Origin of the sequence: Rhodoferax sp. (assembly GCF_023700745.1) — a bacterium.
In the GTDB taxonomy this organism is placed as follows: domain Bacteria; phylum Pseudomonadota; class Gammaproteobacteria; order Burkholderiales; family Burkholderiaceae_C; genus Rhodoferax.
Window position 1 is genome coordinate 1 of sequence record NZ_JAMPYG010000007.1, and the last position, 19697, is coordinate 19697.

20 protein-coding genes are annotated in these 19697 nt (G+C 58.3%); all 20 read right to left on the bottom strand.

Features of this window, described 5'->3' with window-relative positions; translation table 11 throughout:
• Positions 1-177: 177 nt before the first annotated feature.
• Positions 178-1383, bottom strand: coding sequence for a PLP-dependent transferase (locus NDJ10_RS07585; RefSeq protein WP_296160757.1), 1206 nt, complete (start codon positions 1381-1383; stop codon positions 178-180).
• Positions 1384-1401: 18 nt separating this feature from the next.
• Positions 1402-1926 (bottom strand): phosphoribosyltransferase, encoded by a 525-nt coding sequence (locus NDJ10_RS07590; RefSeq protein WP_296160759.1) that lies wholly within the window; start codon positions 1924-1926, stop codon positions 1402-1404.
• 66 nt (positions 1927-1992) lie between these two features.
• On the bottom strand, positions 1993-3369 hold the full coding sequence (locus tag NDJ10_RS07595) for an adenylosuccinate synthase (RefSeq protein WP_296160761.1): 1377 nt from the start codon (positions 3367-3369) through the stop codon (positions 1993-1995).
• Positions 3370-3389: 20 nt separating this feature from the next.
• A complete protein-coding gene (locus tag NDJ10_RS07600; protein ID WP_296160763.1) occupies positions 3390-4541 on the bottom strand; it encodes an ATP phosphoribosyltransferase regulatory subunit in 1152 nt (383 codons plus the stop codon).
• A 57-nt stretch (positions 4542-4598) separates the two neighbouring features.
• On the bottom strand, positions 4599-4787 hold the full coding sequence (locus NDJ10_RS07605) for a DUF2065 domain-containing protein (RefSeq protein ID WP_296160765.1): 189 nt from the start codon (positions 4785-4787) through the stop codon (positions 4599-4601).
• Positions 4788-4801: 14 nt separating this feature from the next.
• Positions 4802-5698, bottom strand: coding sequence for a protease modulator HflC (hflC, locus tag NDJ10_RS07610; protein WP_296160767.1), 897 nt, complete (start codon positions 5696-5698; stop codon positions 4802-4804).
• A gap of 9 nt (positions 5699-5707) precedes the next feature.
• Positions 5708-7108: an FtsH protease activity modulator HflK gene (gene hflK, locus NDJ10_RS07615; protein WP_296160769.1), complete on the bottom strand. Its 1401-nt coding sequence runs from the start codon at positions 7106-7108 to the stop codon at positions 5708-5710.
• Positions 7109-7122: 14 nt separating this feature from the next.
• Positions 7123-8325 (bottom strand): GTPase HflX, encoded by a 1203-nt coding sequence (gene hflX, locus NDJ10_RS07620; protein ID WP_296160770.1) that lies wholly within the window; start codon positions 8323-8325, stop codon positions 7123-7125.
• Entirely contained in the window at positions 8303-8551 is a 249-nt protein-coding gene (gene hfq / locus NDJ10_RS07625; protein ID WP_296160774.1) for an RNA chaperone Hfq, read from the bottom strand. The genes hflX and hfq overlap by 23 nt, the downstream gene beginning before the upstream one ends.
• A 118-nt stretch (positions 8552-8669) precedes the next feature.
• Complete coding sequence (der, locus tag NDJ10_RS07630; protein WP_296160776.1) at positions 8670-10007, bottom strand: ribosome biogenesis GTPase Der; 1338 nt, start codon at positions 10005-10007, stop codon at positions 8670-8672.
• Positions 10008-10034: 27 nt separating this feature from the next.
• Positions 10035-11171, bottom strand: coding sequence for an outer membrane protein assembly factor BamB (gene bamB / locus NDJ10_RS07635; protein ID WP_296160779.1), 1137 nt, complete (start codon positions 11169-11171; stop codon positions 10035-10037).
• A gap of 5 nt (positions 11172-11176) precedes the next feature.
• Positions 11177-11854 (bottom strand): tetratricopeptide repeat protein, encoded by a 678-nt coding sequence (locus NDJ10_RS07640; protein ID WP_296160781.1) that lies wholly within the window; start codon positions 11852-11854, stop codon positions 11177-11179.
• 13 nt (positions 11855-11867) lie between these two features.
• Complete coding sequence (gene hisS, locus NDJ10_RS07645; RefSeq protein WP_296160931.1) at positions 11868-13154, bottom strand: histidine--tRNA ligase; 1287 nt, start codon at positions 13152-13154, stop codon at positions 11868-11870.
• A 35-nt stretch (positions 13155-13189) separates the two neighbouring features.
• A complete protein-coding gene (gene ispG / locus NDJ10_RS07650) occupies positions 13190-14461 on the bottom strand; it encodes a flavodoxin-dependent (E)-4-hydroxy-3-methylbut-2-enyl-diphosphate synthase (RefSeq protein WP_296160783.1) in 1272 nt (423 codons plus the stop codon).
• Positions 14461-15300, bottom strand: coding sequence for a helix-turn-helix domain-containing protein (locus NDJ10_RS07655; RefSeq protein ID WP_296160785.1), 840 nt, complete (start codon positions 15298-15300; stop codon positions 14461-14463). The genes ispG and NDJ10_RS07655 overlap by 1 nt, the downstream gene beginning before the upstream one ends.
• A 10-nt stretch (positions 15301-15310) precedes the next feature.
• On the bottom strand, positions 15311-16144 hold the full coding sequence (gene pilW / locus NDJ10_RS07660; RefSeq protein ID WP_296160787.1) for a type IV pilus biogenesis/stability protein PilW: 834 nt from the start codon (positions 16142-16144) through the stop codon (positions 15311-15313).
• On the bottom strand, positions 16141-17289 hold the full coding sequence (gene rlmN / locus NDJ10_RS07665) for a 23S rRNA (adenine(2503)-C(2))-methyltransferase RlmN (protein ID WP_296160789.1): 1149 nt from the start codon (positions 17287-17289) through the stop codon (positions 16141-16143). Before rlmN ends, pilW begins: the two co-directional genes overlap by 4 nt.
• An 8-nt stretch (positions 17290-17297) precedes the next feature.
• Entirely contained in the window at positions 17298-17723 is a 426-nt protein-coding gene (ndk, locus tag NDJ10_RS07670; RefSeq protein WP_296160793.1) for a nucleoside-diphosphate kinase, read from the bottom strand.
• 114 nt (positions 17724-17837) lie between these two features.
• Positions 17838-18995: a pseudouridine synthase gene (locus NDJ10_RS07675; RefSeq protein WP_296160795.1), complete on the bottom strand. Its 1158-nt coding sequence runs from the start codon at positions 18993-18995 to the stop codon at positions 17838-17840.
• Positions 18992-19654, bottom strand: coding sequence for an SMC-Scp complex subunit ScpB (gene scpB, locus NDJ10_RS07680; RefSeq protein WP_296160797.1), 663 nt, complete (start codon positions 19652-19654; stop codon positions 18992-18994). Before scpB ends, NDJ10_RS07675 begins: the two co-directional genes overlap by 4 nt.
• Positions 19655-19697: the final 43 nt, after the last annotated feature.

A 19697-nucleotide genomic window follows, 5' to 3' on the forward strand; every position in this document is an offset into this window, starting at 1 on the left:
GCCCGCTTTGCGCTGGGCTTTTTCTTTCAGTTTCTCTTCTTTTTTCTTCTTCTTTGCCAGTTCTTTCTGACGCTTTTCGTAGCCGTAATTAGGTGTTGCCAAGTTGTGCTTTCAAGTTAATGCCCTGATTTTAGCCGCCCGGGCGAGGTTAGCCAGCATGGCAGACCACAACGAAACTCAAACGACCTGTTGCAAGGCTTGCAACAGGTCGTTTTGCAAGTCTGCTGCAGACTCCAGGCCAATGGAAAACCGAACCAGCGCGCCCCGCTCCAGATGCGCCGGCCATTTGGAACGCATGGTATCGAGCTGGTAAGGCATGACCAGACTCATGGGGCCGCCCCAACTGTAGCCAATCTTGAATAATTGCAAGGCATCGCAAAAAGCATCCACCTGGGCCTGGCTGTAGTCCGGCTTGAAGATCACGCTGAACAAGCCAGCCGCCGCCCCCAGGCCGGTGCCACACAATGCCTGCCATTGCGCATGGCCGGGCGACTGCGGCAAAGCCGGATGCAGAACCTGGGCAAATTCATCGCGCTTCTGGCACCAATGGGCCAGCGCACGGGTGCTTTCATCGTGCTGCCGGTAGCGCAGCGACAGGCTGGGCAATGCCCGCAACACGCTCTCGGCATCGTTGGCGGCAACCCCGAGCCCGAGGCGCATGTGGCACAGCTTGAGCTGCATGTGCAAGCGTTGATCGGTGGTGATGACACTGCCCATCAGGACATCGCCGCCACCGCTGGGGTATTTGGTCAGGGCGTGTACGGATATATCAACCGCCAACGGTGGCAGCTGACCCGGCTGAAGGTCAAACGGCTTGAAGGCCAGACCCGCACCCCAGGTATTGTCCAGCGCACAGGGCACACCTGCCGCCTTGCACAGGCGTACCTGCGCACAAAGATCAGGAAACTCCAGCGTGACCGAGCCCGCCGCTTCCAGCCACATCAATCTGGTTTGAGGCGAAATTTTGGCGGCCAGGTCGGCGGGGTCCATCGGGTCGAAATACCGGTGACGAATGCCCCAATGCGCCAACTCGCCCTCTGCCAGGGCTTTGGACGGGCCATAGGCGTTGTCTGGAATGAGCACCTCATCACCGCTCCTGAGCAAAGCCAGGTTGACCGTCGCAATGGCCGCCAGACCACTGGGCACCAACAGACATTGGGTACCGCCCTCGAGCGTGCCAAGACGCTCTTCCAGGGTGTAGGTGGTCGGCGTGCCGTGCAAACCGTAGGTGTAGGCAGATTTGTCTTTCCACTCAAACTGGCGCATGGCAGCCACATTCGGGAAAAACACCGTGGAGGCTTTGAAAACCCCCGGCTGTGGTGCGGCGAACCCTGATGGTGGCTGGTAAGGGTGGTGAATCAGGTTGGTGGTAATGTCAGCCATGGCAGCAAACCGTGTGGGTCAAACACTCCACTTTTTGATCAGTTGCTCCGGCCGCAAGCTGTCGTAGCTCTCAAAAGGCTGGTGAATCCACGGGTTGGTCGGTAAAAACTCGACCGAGTAATCGGGCGTGAACCTGGAGATCGCCTTGGTCCAGATCACCGCACTGCGCAGCTCGGTGATCGGTTTGTAATTATTTCTGAGTTGATCTATCACGGCATGAAGCGTCAGGCCAGAATCTGCCAGGTCATCGACCAGCAACACCTTGCCGGCGATCTCGCCCTTGGGCGTGGTGATGTAGTGGGCGATGTCAAGGTTGCCCTGCTGCGTGCCCGACCCGGCACGGTAGGAACTGGTGGACATGATGGCCAGCGGCTTGTCAAAGACGCGCGACAGGATGTCGCCGGGGCGCATGCCACCGCGTGCGAGGCAAAGAATGGTGTCGAATTCCCAGCCGGACTGAAAAATCTTGATCGCCAGTTTTTCAATCAGGCCATGGTACTCGTCATAGCTCACGTACAGGTGCTTGCCGTCTTCTGTCAACATAAATGCCCCTTGAATAATCGTTGTCAACGTGGATCGGATGTCAATGGAAAGGTGTCTGGTTCAGCATCAGGCAGCCAGAAAAGGATGGTGCATCATGATGGTGTGGTCGCGGTCCGGGCTGGTCGAGATGATATGCACCGGCACCCCGGTGACCTGCTCGATGCGCTGCAGGTAAAGCCGTGCCGCCATCGGCAACTTGTCGTATTGCGTGACGCCCACGGTGCTGTCGCTCCAGCCTTCCATGGTTTCATAGACCGGCACGCAACGCGCAATGTCATCGGCCCCCATGGGCAAAATGTCGGTCACTTCGCCGTCGAGTTCGTAACCGGTGCACAGCTTGAGCTCTTTCAAGCCATCAAGAACATCCAGTTTGGTGATGCACAAGCCAGTCAGGCCATTGACCTGCGCCGAGCGCTTGAGGAGCGCCGCATCAAACCAACCGCAGCGGCGGCTGCGCCCGGTGGTAACGCCTTTTTCAGCGCCCACGGTGCTCATGTGCCAACCCGGTGTGCCTTCGACTTCCCATTCGAGTTCGGTCGGGAACGGGCCACCACCGACACGTGTGCAATAGGCCTTGGTGATGCCCAGAATGTAGTGCAACAGACCTGGGCCGACACCGGCACCAGCGGCGGCATTGCCGGCCACGCAGTTGCTGGAGGTGACGAATGGGTAAGTGCCATGGTCGACATCGAGCAGCGTCCCCTGCGCACCTTCGAACAGCAGGTTTTCGCCATTCAGATGGGCGTCGTTGAGTTCCCGCGAGACGTCGGCCATCATGGGCTTGAGCAACTCGGCGTGGCGCATGGCTTCATCGAAGACCGCGTCAAACTGGACTTCGCCGTCTTTCATGTAAGGCGCCAGTGTCGGGCCAAAGTCAAAACCTTGCGAACCCAGAAACGTGGTCAGCACGTGGTTGTGCAGGCTCAGCAGCACACGCAGTTTGCCGGCAAAACGCTCAGGAAACTTGAGGTCCTGCACGCGCAGGGCACGGCGGGCAATTTTGTCCTCATAAGCGGGGCCAATGCCACGCCCGGTGGTACCAATTTTTTCGCTGCCGCCCTGCTCGCGCGCCGCTTCACGGGCCACATCAAGCGCCGCATGGAAAGGCAGAATCAGCGGACAGGCTTCGCTGATGCGCAGGCGAGAACGCACGTCAACGCCCACCTTTTCCAGCCCGGCAATTTCCTCGAACAGCTTGGCTGCCGACAGCACCACACCGTTGCCGATGTAGCATTTAACGCCGGGACGCATGATGCCACTTGGGATCAGGTGCAGCGCCGTTTTCACGCCGTTGATGACCAGCGTGTGGCCGGCATTGTGGCCACCCTGGAAACGCACCACACCCTGGGCGCTTTCAGTCAACCAATCCACCAGTTTGCCCTTGCCCTCGTCGCCCCACTGGGTACCAACGACAACAACATTACGTCCTTTGATCGCAGTCATTTTTTTGCTTCTCTATAGTTTCAATGCTTGGCCTGAACAACCCAATGCCCGGCAGCTTCAATCAGCTCGCGGTCGCAATGGAACTCATCAACTTCACTCTCATGGCCTGGCAACACACAGACCACAATTTCACCCCGTGCGCGCAACGCGGCAATCGCGGCGTTGAGACTCGCATCGTCGCGCCAGGGAGCGCGAACGGCAGCCTGCAAGGCCCGCGGCGCCACCACCGCCACCAATGCCTTGAGGTCGAGACTGAAACCTGCCGCAGGCCGATTACGACCAAATACAGCGCCCACCTCGTCATAACGCCCCCCACGCACCAGGGCGTCGCTGGCACCTGGCGCGTACATGGCAAAACGAACCCCGGTGTAATACGCGTAACCACGCAAATCCGCCAAATCAAAGCTGAGTTTGGCAGCCGGCAGGTGCTGCGCCAATTGCCGCAAGCTTTGCAACGCGTCATACACCGCGGGCAAAGGCGGCAGGACTTTTTCAGCCTCCACCAGGACGCGTTCGTCGCCATAGAGCTGCACCAGGGCCAGCAAGCCCTGGCGGACCTGATCAGGCAGATCGCGGGTGAGCACACGCAATTCGGCACTGTCTTTGGCAGCAAGCGCCGCGTGCACATCAGCCAGCCGGGCTGTGTTCAGACCTCCCCCTGAGAGCAGGGCCTTGACCAGTCGGGCATCTGCCAGATCGATACCCGGGGCTTGCACCTTGGCCGCCTTGAGGCAGTCAAAGGCCAGTGTCAGGATCTCGATGTCAGCTTCCAGACCTGCATGGCCGTAAATTTCCGCGCCCAATTGCAAAGGCTCGCGCGTGGCATGGGGTGCACTGGCACGCGTATGCAGCACCGGACCGCAATAACACAGGCGGGTAACCCCGGCACGATTGAGCAAATGGGCGTCGATGCGCGCGACTTGGGGCGTGCTATCGGCGCGCAAACCCATCATGCGACCCGAAAGCTGGTCAACCAACTTGAAGGTTTGCAGGTCAAGCGCGGAACCGGCACCCGTCAACAGGGATTCGAGATGTTCCAGCAACGGCGGCATGACCAGTTCGTAGCCATAGCTGCGTGCGGTATCGAGCAAGTCGCGGCGAAGTTCTTCGATGTGACGGGCCTCGGAAGGCAGGACATCGGCAATGTGATCCGGCAGAACCCAAGCGGACATGAGAAGATGAGGGGCTGTTAAATAGGTGATTTTACCGGGCAAAAGCCCGGCATTTCTTCACGCCAGCCACCAAATCAGTGCGACACCCAGCAACAGGCTGCACAAACCAAAGAATCGCAACTGGCCATCGCTGAGCTTGAGAATCTGGAGAAATGTCTGGCGCCAGGTGCCCGGCGACACGAAAGGCATGAAGCCTTCAATCAGCAGCACCAATGCCATGGCCAACCAAAAGATGGTGCTGTCCAAACCAGCCTCCAGCTTTACTTTTTAGGGCTTGCCGTCACACCACCGCGCATGGACTTGAAAAACTCGGAACTCGACGGATCGAGCACCATCACGTCGCTCTTGTTGGCAAACGACGCTTTGTAGGCATCCAGACTGCGGTAAAACTGGGCAAACTGGGGGTCGCGGCCAAACGCATCGGCGTACAGGCGTGCCGCCTCGGCATCGCCCTCACCCTTGAACTTCTGCGCGTCACGGTAGGCATTGGCCACGGTGATCTCGCGCTGGCGGTCAGCATCGGCACGAATCTTTTCACCTTCGGCAAAGCCGGTGGAGCGCAGCTCGTTGGCGACGCGCTTGCGCTCCGCCTCCATACGACGGTACACCGATTCGGTGATGGCATCCACATAGTCCACCCGGGTGATGCGCACGTCGATCACATCCACACCCCAGGGCTTGGCGCCACGCACCTGGCTCAAAACTTCAGCCTTGACATCGTTCATCACTTCTTCTCGCTTGGCCGACAGCAGTTCCTTGACGGTGCGTTTGTTCACTTCTTCCTGAAAGGCGTTGCGTACCACCCGATTGAGTTGGCTGACTCCGGCCGCCTCGGTAGTGCCGACGTTGCGGATGTACTCGGTGGGTTCGGAAATGCGCCAGCGCACGTACCAGTCAATCACAACCCGCTGCTTTTCCGCGGTCAGCACCGGTTCATTGTCGGTGCTGTCGAGTGTGAGCAGGCGCTTGTCGATGTAAGAGACATTCTGAAATGGCGGCGGCAATTTGAAATTCAAACCCGGCTCGGTGATCACTTCCTTGATCTGCCCCAAGGCCAATACCACGCCAAACTGGCGCTGATCCACCACAAAGAGCATCGAGCTGAGAATAGCCAGCGCAAAAAGGATGCTTGAAAAAATAAATCCTACGCGGTTCATGCCAGGCTCCTATCGGGTTTCACGGGTACGGTCACGCGCCGCGTCACGGGCACGTGCATCCGTAATGGCAGCGGCGGCATTGGCCGGACTGGGCGTCGACGGCACAGGCACAGCAGCCGCGTCTTGCGCCACCTGCCCGGTCATCTGAATGAGTTTGTCAAGCGGCAAGTACAGCAGATTTGACCCCTGTTTGGAGTCCACCATAATTTTGGTCACGCTGCTGTAAATTTGTTGCATGGCATCGATGTACATGCGGTCACGCGTGACCTGAGGCGCCTTCTGGTACTCGGCGAGCACCGATTTGAAACGTTGCGAGTCACCCTGGGCCTGCGCCACGATGCGGGACTTGTAGGCGTCTGCTTCTTCTTTCAGACGGGAGGCAGCACCCACGGCGCGTGGAATCACGTCATTGGCGTAGGCCTGGGCCTCATTTTTGGCACGTTCGCGCTCTTGGCCGGCCTTCAGCACATCGTCGAACGCGGCTTGCACCTGTTCAGGCGGGCGTACACCCCCCTGTTGCAGGTTGATACCGACCACCTCAATCCCCACCTTGTAACGGTCCAGAATGGTTTGCATCATGGTCCGCACACGTGGCGCAATCTGATCGCGCTCTTCAGATAGCGCACTGTCCATCTTCATCTTGCCAACCACTTCGCGCACCGCCGTTTCAGCGGCCTGCACCACGGCATCGGCCGGGTTTTTGCTTTCAAACAAGAAAGCACGTGCATCGTTCAGCCGGTACTGCACGGCAAATTTGATCTCCACAATGTTCTCATCCTCGGTCAACATCGCCGACTCACGCAACCCGGTGGCCTTGATGACGACGTCACGGCCCACATCCACGGACCGGATCTGGGTCACGAAAACGAGTTCATGGCGTTGAATCGGATAAGGCAGGCGCCAATTGAAACCTGCACCCACCGTTGAGTTGTACTTGCCAAACTGGGTGATGACCGCCTGCTGACCTTCCTGCACAATGAAGAAGCCGGTACCGAGCCAGATCAGGACCGCAACAACCGCCACCAGACCCACGCCAAGACCGGCGCTTTTCATATCGGGTTGAAAGCTGCCCCCGTTGTCACCACCAGAACCACCACCGCCACGAATCGGCATCGGCCCCCGGCTGCCGCCTTTGACATTGCCAAACAGGCCGCCCAGTTTGCGATTGAAGTCACGCCACAACTCATCGAGATCAGGCGGTCCCTGGTTGGCACCACGCTTGGGGCCATGAGGGGCCTGATTGGGGGGGGGCGCATCGGGTGCTTGCTCCGGAGGCGGCTGGGCACCTTCGGAATCAGATGCATCCGGTTTGTCATCGGAGCGGCCCCAGCGCGGGTCGTTCAGGTTGAACATGCCACGAAGTCGGGAAGGCAATAAAGCCAGACTAATAGTCGGTCGTTGAAGTTTCATCGAATCACTCATATTTATTTTGGCTCCATTGTGCCGAAATCAGGGTCAGCCTCATGAGTCACATGGAAATCCGGCAGCAAAACCGGTGCCGTTTCAGGCACCTGAATCTTTTCAACCAGCATCTGGCGCAACTCGGCCACGCCGTCACCCGTTTGAGCACTCAGAAAGATGCGGGGGGTCGGTATCCCCGCCAAATCGTAGACATCCTGGACCGCATGGGGTCGCAGCGCGGGTTCAACCTGATCGAGCTTGTTGAAAACCAACACCTGGGGAATATCACCCGCGCCAATTTCAGACAACACGCGCTGCACCTCGGCAATTTGCTCAAGGTAACCGGAGCTGGAAAAATCAACCACATGCAGCAACAGATCAGCATCCACGGCTTCCTGCAAGGTTGCCTGAAAGGCATTGACCAGTCCGTGCGGCAGGTCACGAATAAATCCAACGGTATCAGACAAGGAAACGACGCGCCCGAGCTCACCCAGATACAACTGCCGGGTGGTGGTATCCAGCGTGGCAAACAATTGGTCGGCTGCATAGACACGCGCCTTCACCAGGGCATTGAACAGCGTGGACTTGCCCGCGTTGGTATAACCCACCAGCGAGATGTTGAAGGCGTCTCGTCGCTCGCGCTGGCGGCGCTGGGTCTGCCGTTGCCGCTTGACCTTGACAAGACGCTCCTTGATGCGCTTGATGCTGTCTGCAATCATGCGTCGGTCCAGCTCGATTTGCGATTCGCCCGGCCCCCCACGCATGCCAATGCCGCCACTTTGACGCTCCAGATGAGACCATCGCCGCACCAGACGGGTACTCAGATACTGCAGGCGTGCCAGCTCGACTTGCAGCTTGCCCTCATGGCTGCGCGCGCGCTGGGCAAAAATCTGAAGGATCAGCAAGGTGCGGTCATTGACCGGAAGCTCAAGATGACGCTCCAGATTGCGCTGTTGCGCAGGGCTCAGGCTTTGGTCAAACAAGATTTCCTGCACGCCCAATTGATTCGCAAGTTGCTTGATTTCGTCAGCTTTGCCGCTGCCAATGAAAAGTGCGGCGTCCGGGGCCTTGCGTTTGCAAGTGATGCGCGCAACCGGCGTCAAGCCGGCAGTCTGAGCCAGCAGACCTAGTTCTTCGAGTTGAGCATCAAAAAATGGAAGACCGAAATCGACCCCCACCAGCAAGGTTGGGGTGATCTGGCGATCAGACTGCTGCAGGTTGTTCACCCTCTGTCGCTGAAAAATTGACGGCCCGTCCGGGCACAATGGTGGAAATGGCGTGTTTGTAGACCATTTGTGTCACGGTGTTGCGCAACAGGACCACATACTGATCGAACGACTCAATTTGACCTTGTAGCTTGATGCCATTGACCAGATAAATTGACACCGGAACATGCTCCCGACGCAAAGTGTTCAGAAATGGATCTTGCAAGAGTTGGCCTTTGTTATTCACGATATTCTCCGTGTTTGGAAATTTAAGAAGGGGTGACGATAACACAGCACCATCCAATATCCTGGCTTCGCGGATCTAATTCCTCACGAAGTCCAGCGCCACCCGAAAAGCAGCTTGATCAGGCGACCTTGTCGGCAAACGGGTTGCTGGAAGTCTTCATCTCAATGCGCAGCGGCGTGCCCACCAGATCGAATTCCTTGCGAAAACGTCCTTCCAGAAACCGTTTGTAGGCATCGGTCACGTGCTCCAAGGAATTGCCATGGATCACGATGACCGGCGGATTCATGCCGCCCTGGTGGGCATAGCGCAATTTTGGCCGAAACATACCTGATCGTTGCGGACTTTGAAATTGCACCGCCTCAAGCAACAAGCGTGTCAGCACCGGGGTCGACATCTTGCAGGTGGCCGCCTTGTAAGCCTGCGCAATGGAAGCCCACAAAGGCCCCAGACCCTGGCGCTTTTGCGCCGAGATGAAATGCATATTGGCAAACTTCAAGAAAGGCAGGCGGGTCTCAACCGAGCGCTTGACCAGTTCGCGTTGGTAGTCGTCCACTGCATCCCATTTGTTGACGGCCAGCACCACAGCGCGGCCGTTTTCAAGAATATAGCCGGCAATGTGCGCGTCCTGGTCAGTGACCCCCTGGGTCGCATCGATCAGCAGCAACACCACGTGGGCCGACTCAATCGCCTGCAGGGTCTTCACCACCGAGAATTTTTCAATGGCCTCAAAGATCTTGCCGCGCCGACGCAGGCCAGCGGTATCAATCAATTCAAACTTCTGACCATTGCGTTCAAACGGCACTGAAATCGCATCGCGCGTGGTACCCGGCAAGTCAAATGCGACCAGACGCTCTTCGCCCAGCCAGACATTGATCAGGGTTGATTTGCCCACATTCGGCCGGCCAGCCACAGCCAGTTTGATGACACCAGGTTGCTCGGCTTCCTGGATCTCATCTTCGCCTGGCTGCAGCGGCAACAAGGCCCGATCAAGCAACTCGCGGATGCCCTGCCCGTGGGCCGCTGACACCGCAAGAACTTCACCAAATCCGAGTTCATAAAACTCGACCAGTTGGCTGCCAGCCACCATGCCTTCGGCCTTGTTGGCAACCATGACGCAGGGTTTGCCCAGACGCCGCAGGTAGTTGGCAATGTCGTGATCCTGCGCCGAAACACCGGCACGCGCATCCACCACAAAAATCACCACATCCGCCTCGGCCACCGCCTGGCGCGTTTGTTTGGCCATCTCCTTGTAGATACCGGCGCTGGCATCGGGCTCGAAACCACCCGTGTCAATCACGATGTATTCGTACTTGCCCAGTTTGCCATTGCCGTAATGCCGATCACGCGTCAAACCCGCAAAATCTGCCACGATGGCATCGCGCGTTTTGGTCAGACGATTGAACAACGTCGATTTGCCAACGTTGGGTCGCCCGACCAATGCCAATACAGGTTTCATGCCGTGATATCCGTGAAGGAATCCGTGTTATTCAGGTTGGAAACCATAAACACCCCCCTGTCGCGTGACCACCACCAGGGTGTCAGCCGCCACCACCGGCGTCACACGGATCGGCGAGCCATCCGTTGCCAGACGGGTCAATGGCGTGCCGTCGGCACGAGACAAAAAGTGCACCAGCCCCGTGGCATCACCGAGTACCACCGAGCGCCCCAACACCAGCGGTGCACTGAGGTCACGGTAGCGCAGGCGATCGGATGTCCAGACCGGTTCACCGTTGCTGCGTCGCCAGGCCAGCACGCGACCATCACCTTCCACCCCGTAAACCTGTAGTTCATCGCCCTGCAAACCCACAGCACCCGCCGCTGCACGCTTCCATATAGCGGCACCACGCTGCGTATCGACACAGCCCACGGCGGACTGGAAAGCGCGCACGCAGATCTCATTGGACTGTCGGCTGAAACCGCTCACCAGATCCACCAGTCGTTCAATGTCGTTGGTACCTCGCGGCGTGGCCAGCGCCACATCCCACACGGTGTTGCCATTGAGCGGATTCATGCCAACCAAACGACCTGACAGTCCGGCCACCAGGGTATTGCCGACTGCCGTCAGGATGCCCGCCTGGCGCAACACCAGCGCCTCACCGGGACGCTGCTGCTGCCAAAGCTTGCGACCGCTTCTGGCATCAAATGCCGCTACGCTGCGGTCGGCACCCAGTACAAAGACCCGCTCCCCGGCCACCAGCGGTGCGGTGAAAACCTGCGTGGTCAATGCCGCACGCCAAATGACTTGGTCAGCGGCAAGCACCACCAATTCGTTGTCACGGGTGACAACGGCGTTCCAGCGACCGTCACTGCCCACGCCGGCGGCAATCGGTGCGCCGACCGGGGTACGCCACAACACGGCGCCGCTGCGTGCATCAAGCGAAAGAACGGCACCATCCGCAGCCGCAAGAGCCACCGTGTGGCCAACGACCTTGACCTGCAAAGGAAAATCCACCGGCGCAATTTTGCTGCTCCAGGCGGTACGCACCCCGAGCAGGGCCGGGTTGGCACCCAAATCAGCCGGCTTGAGCGCATCGGTGCTGCTGGCACAGGCGGACAATACGGCCACCAGCAACACCAACAGGGTGCGCCGCAATGTCGCCACCGAATAAAGATTTGCCATGATTTTTACTTTCCGGCCGCTGTAGCTACTTGATCTTGGGGTCCGACATCGATACCCAGGGCGTTAAGCTTGACCTCAACCAGACGGCGATACTCGGTACGCACGTCAAACAACCGATAGGCTTTTTCGTATTCGGCAACCGCCTTGGCCTTGTCACCTTGCAAGACCAGGACATCGCCTTTGCGATCAGCCACCAGCGCTTCAAAACTGGCTGGGTACGACATGTTCAGCAGCTTCAACGCTTCTTCAAAATTTTTGGATTCCAGTGAAATGGCGGCCAGGCGCAAGCGTGCCAGGGCCTGGTAGCCGGCGTCAGAGGACTGCTCTGCCACCCAGGCCAATGCAGCTTTGGCGGCATCAGGTTTTTCCAAGGTGATGTATTGTCTGGCCACCAGCAAGCCCGCTTGCTGGGCATAGGCCGTACCACCAAACTTGTCTTTCATGTCGCTGAAAACACGGTCCATGCGCGAGGCATCCGAGGCCAGCACAGCACGGTCCACTTCATCAAACAGCGCCGCCGCCTGCTGGGCCTGACTGCGTTGCCAGTAATTGTAAAAATTCCAGCTGGCAAATGCGCCCATGACAACGATCAGCACCCAGGTGATGATATTGCCGTATTGCTTCCAGAAATGCTTGATCTGGTCAAGCTGTTCTTGTTCTTCAAGGTCTAATTGATTTGCCATAAGAGGTATTTCGTTAAGCGGCTGATTGTAGGGTCGTGGCCCAGGTCGTCACATCGGCAAGTGAATGCAATTGCTGCGCGGCACTTGCATCGCGCAGAGGTTTCACCGTGACCTGATGGGCCTTGATTTCATCCTGGCCAAAAATCAGGGCAAAACGTGCGCCACTGGCATCTGCGCGTTTGAATTGACTCTTCATGCTGCCCATGGCCTCGCCCGTGCTGGTGTGCATCTGCACACTGACACCCGAAGCACGCAAGGCCTGCAGCGTGGACAACACCAGCGGCATGGCCTGAGCGTCGGTGACGATGGCATACGCATCCAATTGCGGCGCCACATCGGGCAAGCCTGCTCCTTTGGCCAGGGCCAGCACCCGGTCAACGCCGAGTGCCCAGCCCACAGCGGGTGCCGGCTTGCCGCCCAACTGTTCAAACAGATAGTCATAACGCCCACCCGCACACACCGTGCCCTGCGAACCGAGACGGTCGGTGGTGAACTCAAACACGGTCAGGTTGTAATAATCCATCCCGCGCACCAATCGCGGGTTGATGGTGTAAGCCACCCCGTTCGCTTGCAGAATGTCAGTCAGTGTCCGGAAATGTGCCAGCGATTCAACCCCCAGAAAGTCAAGCAGTTTGGGTGCCGCCTCGACCAGCGCCTGCATGGCCGGGTTCTTGCTGTCCAGGATGCGCAACGGGTTGCTGTGCAAACGCCGCCTGGCGTCTTCATCGAGCAGTTCGGTGTGTTGCTCCAGATGGGCAATCAAGGCCTGGCGATGCTCGAGCCGCTCATGCACCTGTCCCAGGCTGTTGAGCTCCAGGCGCACATCGGTCAGCCCGATTTCCTGCCACAGGGCATGGGCCATCAGAATCAGTTCGGCATCGACCTCGGGACCGGCAAAGCCCAACGCCTCCGCGCCGATCTGGTCAAATTGCCGGTAGCGGCCTTTTTGCGGGCGTTCATGGCGAAACATCGGCCCCATGTAGTACAGGCGCTTGCCACCGTCGTACAGCAGGTTGTGCTCCAGCGCCGCACGCACCACGCCTGCCGTGGCCTCGGGGCGCAGCGTCAGCGGATCGCCATTGAGCCGGTCCTCGAAACAGTACATTTCCTTCTCGACAATGTCCGTCACTTCGCCCAATCCCCGAATGAACAAGGGCGTGCGCTCGACGATCGGGGTGCGGATATTGCGGTAAGCGTATCGGGCCATCAGGGCACGCACCTTGGCTTCGAGCCATTCGACGGCTGCCGAGTCTGGCGGCAGCACGTCGTTCATGCCTTTGACGGCGGTCAGTTTTTCTATTTTCGGAAGGATGGGTTCGGTCATGACAATTCAAATCAAGGCGTGACGGCCGCTGGCACGCCATAGCGCTTTTCGACATAGTTTTCAACAATCACCTGAAACTCCTGGGCTATTCGATCACCGCGCAGAGTCATGTGTTTTTCGCCATCGATGAAGACCGGCGCGGCGGGCGCCTCACCGGTACCCGGCAGGCTGATGCCGATATCGGCCTGCTTGCTTTCTCCGGGGCCGTTCACAATGCAGCCCATGACGGCCACTTTCATCTTTTCAACACCAGGGTATTTGCTGCGCCAGACAGGCATCTGGGCGCGCAGGAAACCTTCAATCTGCTGCGTCAACTCCTGAAATGTGGTGCTGGTGGTGCGGCCACATCCCGGGCAGGCCGTGACGCTGGGCACAAAGGAGCGGAGTTCCAGGGATTGCAGGATCTCTGACGCGATCACGACCTCCTGGGTGCGCGACTCGCCCGGCTGCGGCGTCAAGGAGACGCGGATGGTGTCACCAATCCCCTCTTGCAACAAAATGGACAACGCCGCGGCCGATGCCACCGCCCCTTTGGTCCCCATGCCCGCCTCGGTCAGGCCCAGGTGCAAGGCATAGGTGCTGCGCCTGGCCAGCTCCCGATAGACCGAAATCAGATCCTGCACACCGCTGACTTTGCAGGACAGGATGATCTGGTCCGGATTCAAGCCCAGATTGACCGCCTGTTGCGCCGAATCCAGCGCCGACGTGATGAGCGCTTCGTACATCACCGGTTTGGCGCCCCAGGGCGTGCTGCGACGGCTGTTTTGATCCATCAAGTCCGCCAGCAACTCCTGATCCAGACTCCCCCAATTAACCCCAATGCGAACCGCCTTGTTCCAGCGGATGGCCGCTTCGATCATCACGCCAAACTGGCGATCGTGCTTGTCGCCCTTGCCCACATTGCCGGGATTGATCCGGTACTTGGACAGGGCCTGGGCGCACTCCGGGTAATCGGTCAGCAGCCGGTGGCCGTTGTAATGGAAGTCGCCAACCAGGGGCACATCAATGCCCATGCGATCAAGTTGCTCGCGAATCGGCGCCACAGCCTGGGCCGCCTCGGGCGTGTTGACGGTCAGGCGGACCAGTTCTGAGCCGGCCAGGGCCAGCTCCTTGACCTGGATCGCCGTGCCAATGACGTCGACAGTATCGGTATTGGTCATGGACTGGACCCGCACTGGCGCGTCGCCGCCCACGGTCACACACCGGTTGCCCCAGACGATTCGAGCCTGACGTGAGCGACGCGGCGCTGCACCGGCCATGGCAATGGGCTGCTCTTCTTGCATTACTTCACCTCAAATCGAGCCACGTTGGCCTTGGACATGGCAGTTACATCAAGACGCTGGCCGCGAACGCTCACCTCCACCGCATCCGCTCGCCCCAGCACCACCGACAAGGGCAATGGGCCCTTCAATCGGACCTGCTCACCGGGTTCCAGTATTTTGCGCAATTGCAGTCCACCCTGGGCATCCGTGACCTCTACCCAGGAAGCGCCGCGGGATTGCAGCATCAGAATGGCGGGAGCCTCATCTGTGGCGGCCACAGGTTGCTCGGCTGGCATTGTCGCGATCTGTGCCACGGGCGAGAGTGGCGCTGGCGAGGCCACAACGGGGCTCGCGACAGGATCGGCCACCGGTTCGATACGCAGCACATCGGGAACTGCTGGCGCCTGGTCGGTTGTCACTTCTGCAAACCTGTTTTCAGGCAAAAGAAAAAGCACCAAAACCCCCAACAACAGCAGTGCCACCGTCAGACCCAAAGGACTGGTCAACCGGTTTTTGTGCTGCAGACCAAAGTCAACCCCAACTGTTTTGAACGTTGTATTCAATCCAGCCACATCGCTCTTGAACCGGGGGAGTTCAGAATGAGGCAAAGCCGCCATGATCGGTGCCGGATCGACCTTCAACACCCGGCACACGCTGGCTGCCAGGGCCCGTGTAAAAACCAGATCGGACAAGACCTCATGGCGATCGGCTTCCAGTGCTTCGAGCTTGAGCACTGGCACTTTCAGTGTTACAGCCAAAGCGTCGATATGCAGCCCTTGGGCCTCACGTGCAGTTTTTAGTAAAGCACCCGCCGAGGCTGTACTGAGCACAGCATCAGCGGTCTGCTGAGGTTGATCCATCGGATATTTCTCACTCATCAAATGCGCCGCGTCGGTAAGCGGAAGCTTCTTTGGACTGCGGGAAACGTTTTTCCAGCTGGGTTGCCAACTGCATCATGGCGACACGGTCAGCCATTTGTTGTTCAACCTTGATACCAAGCCAAAGTGACTCCGCATTGGACCATTGGCTATTGTTGAGGCGGCGAATATAAAACTGTGCGCGTGCGAAATCAGCGTTTTGAAACAGCAGGTTCGCCAGGTTGTAGCCGGTGACGGGATTCGCGGCATCGTACTCGTAGGATTTGAGCAGGCTCTGTTCTGCGTCCCGGCGCAGCCCTGCCCTGATCTGGCACAGGCCCTGGGCCATGTAGGTTTTGGCGCGCTCACCATAATTGGGATTGGCCAAAGCCACCGAAAAATCAGCCAGGGCTTCCGGGTAGCGTGCCTGCTGGCACCTCAGCCAGCCAAGGTTGTGCAAAATATTGGGGTCGCGGGGCTGCACCGCGAGCGCCTTCAGAAAACTGTCCTGGGCCAGTGTCAATTCGTTGAGGCGCATGTAAATCAAACCGCGCAAACTGTAGGCATCGGCAAAGCCAGGGTCGGCCGCCAACGCCAGCTTGACTTCATCCAGCGCAATCGTGGTCTTGCCCTGCTCCAGATAACCCAGGGCCAGTTCCACCCGGATGCGCGCCCTTTTGCGCGCGCTGGTTTCATCCGAATCGGTGACCAGGTCCGGACGACTGGCGCCGGTCTGACCTGAATCCGGCGCACTGGCACAGCCCGTCAAAACTGCAATGCCGAACAGCGCCATGAGCGGCCACAGCGGCCAGCAGCCAGGCTTCCCCAAAACACGGACACATTTCATACGCTTGATCCTTCGACCTGGGCGCCTGGGGTCTGAGGAGTTGGCGCACGCAAGTTTCTGTTGCGCTCCATGCGCACCATCACCCGGGTCCGATCCTTGACGTCACCTGCCAGTTGCCCACAGGCCGCATCAATATCGTCCCCGCGGGTTTTACGAATGGTGGTTGTGATACCGGCGTCATTCAAGATCCTGGCAAAGGCCTGCACGCGTTCCGGCCTGGAACGCAACAGACCCGAAGCCGGGAAAGGGTTAAACGGTATCAGGTTGAGCTTGCACCAAGCTCCCGGGTGGGCGTGGATACGCTCCACCAATTGGCGGGCACAGGCATCGGAATCATTCACACCATCCAGCATGCAGTACTCGAGCGTGATGAAGTCACGCGGCGCGTAAGCCAGATAGCGATGGCATGCCGCAATCAACTGCGCCAATGGGTATTTCAGGTTCAGCGGCACCAGGGTGTCGCGTAGCGCATCGTTGGGCGCATGCAAGGACACCGCGAGCGCCACCGGGCAATCTTGCGCGAGCCGGTCGATCATCGGCACAATCCCAGAAGTCGACACCGTCACCCGACGCCGGGACAAACCGTAAGCATGGTCATCGAGCATCACGCGCAGTGCCGGAACCAGTGCGTTGTAGTTCTGCAGGGGCTCACCCATGCCCATCATGACCACATTGGAAATCACGCGCTCATCACACTTGAGGTGCTGGCGTAAAAAATGTTCTGCAAACCAGAGCTGGGCAACGATCTCACCAGTGGTGAGATTGCGACTGAAACCCTGGTGACCGGTAGAACAAAACCGGCAGCCGACGGCGCAACCGGCCTGGGACGACACACACAGGGTGCCACGATCGGATTCAGGGATAAACACGGCCTCGACAGCATTGCCATCGCCCACGTCAAAGAGCCATTTGATGGTGCCGTCTGCCGACATGTGCTGCGAGACCACGGGCATGGCCTTGATGCACGCGACACCCTTGAGTTTTTCACGCAGCGACTTGGCCAGATCACTCATGTCATCAAACTGGCTGGCCCCTTTTTGATGTATCCAGCGAAACAGTTGGACGGCGCGAAAACGCTTTTCCCCCAACCGCTCGCAAAAGACGGTCAAGCCTTCAAGATCGAAATCAAGCAGATTAACCGTCATGCCTGGTATTAACGTGAGTAAACGTTCATGCCAGCGAAGAAAAACGCGATTTCCACAGCGGCGGTTTCAGCCGCATCGGAGCCGTGCACGGCGTTGGCGTCAATGCTGTCGGCAAAATCAGCGCGGATGGTGCCGGGAGCCGCTTTTTTAGGGTCGGTCGCGCCCATCAGGTCACGGTGCCTCAAAACCGCATTTTCACCTTCCAGTGCCTGGATCATGACCGGGCCGGAAACCATGAAATCCACCAGATCCTTGAAGAAGGGACGGGCTTTGTGAACAGCATAAAAAGCCTCAGCTTCGCCACGCGACAAATGGGCCATTTTGGCGGCCACAATTTTCAGGCCGGCTGCTTCAAAACGGGCGTAAATTTGTCCGATCACGTTTTTGGCAACGGCATCGGGCTTGATGATGGAAAGAGTGCGTTCGATAGTCATGATTATTCCTGGTAAATGTAATTTTTGAGCAATTTGTCAAACCTTGGATGTTAACCTGATCTGGTCCATCTGGCCGGCACCACCGGGATGCATCCATGACCATTCTGGGCCAATTCAACGGCCCTTGCCAATGCGTCTTGCACCTGAAGAACCGGAACCGGCACCGCGTTTGCTGCCCTGCTCCTGTCTTTGGCGGGTATAACTGTCGGCCCCGATATAGCCGAAATTCGTTTTTAGCGGATCTGGCTGGGAGTTATTGGCGGCATTGGTGCCAGCATTGGGCTTGTTGCCGCGGCCAGTCGGGCTGCGTCCGGCTGGGCGACGACCACGCAAGGGCGGACGTGGTGTACGCTCACGCGCCATACCCTCTTCAGCGACAGGATTTGCGGCATCTGCCAAGGCTGCAGATACAGAATTTCTTGCTTTTTGCGTCAAAGAATTGATGTCACCGGCATCCAGTTCCATCCAGGCACCACGCTTGAGTCCGCGCGGCAATACCATGGCACCGTAGCGAATCCGTATCAAACGACTCACGGCATGGCCAACGGCTTCAAACATTCGGCGCACTTCGCGATTGCGCCCCTCAGAGATAGTGACCCTGTACCAGCAGTTCGAACCCTCGCCACCGCCCTCTTCGATCGAACCAAAATTAGCCATGCCGTCATCCAGCCTGACACCTTCCAGCAGGCGCTTTTTTTCCTCCTGATCAAGAGCACCCAGTACCCGCACGGCATATTCACGCTCCAGCCCAAAACGCGGGTGCATCAGGTTGTTGGCCAACTCACCCGAACTGGTGAACAGCAGCAGGCCTTCGGTGTTGAGGTCGAGACGGCCGACAGACTGCCATTTACCCTGAAACAGCTTGGGTAACTTGCGAAACACAGTGGGCCGGTTTTGCGGATCATCGTTGGACACGACTTCACCAGCCGGCTTGTGGTAGGCAATCACGCGTGCCGGCGGCGGCTCGATCCGGAAACGGATCGGTTTGCCGTTCACTTTGACATGGTCACCAAATTGCACCCGTTGGCCAATATGTGCAGGCTCGTTGTTGACCGTGATGCGACCTTCCATGATCAGCTGCTCCATCTCCAGACGGGATCCCATGCCGGCCTGGGCCAACACCTTGTGCAGCTTGGGTGATTCTGGCTGAGGGGCCAGCACCCGCTTGAGGGGGTGAGCAACTGTTTGTGTGTCTTCTGCGTCAAATTGCCCCGAAACCACATCTTCGAACCGGATAACCGTGGTCTGCGGGTTTGACTCTTCGTGTTTCATCTTGATTCCTTTGACTCCAAATTCAACTCTCGCACCATGACCTCAACCGTATTGGCGTCTTCAGCCCAGTTCAACTCGGGCGTAGCAACCATGGTCTCATGGCCTTCACTTGCCTCCAGCGCACGCCCCAAGCCCTCAAAAGCCGAACCCGGTGCATCCAGCACGGGCAATTGGTCCAGTGAAGACAAACTCAGGTCATCCAGAAACTGGCGCGTGGTGGCAAACAGCGCTGGCCGTCCGACCGTATCGCGATGGCCGATCACTTCAATCCAGCCCCGGTCTTCGAGTTGCTTGATCGTCAACGAATTGACGGTGACGCCCCGAATGTCCTCGATATCACCCCGGGTGACCGGCTGGCGGTAGGCAATGATGGCCAGGGTCTCGAGGGTTGCACGGGCGTAGCGGGGAGGTTTTTCCGGGTACAGGCGATCCAGATAAATCCGCATTTCTGCACAACTCTGAAAGCGCCAGCCACTGGCCAGCTCCACCAGCTCAACGCCACGCTGCGACCAGTCCTGTTGCAATTGATTCAATAAAAGACGAATCTCGGCCTGGCTATGCTCCTGCTCCAAAAGAAGCTGCATGTCACGCAGGGACATGGGCTGTTGGGCACAAACCAAGGCGGCTTCAAGAATGCACTTGGCATCCAGCGTTTTCATGGTGTCGTCGTATTGAAAATAAGATGTCCAAAGAACATCAAGG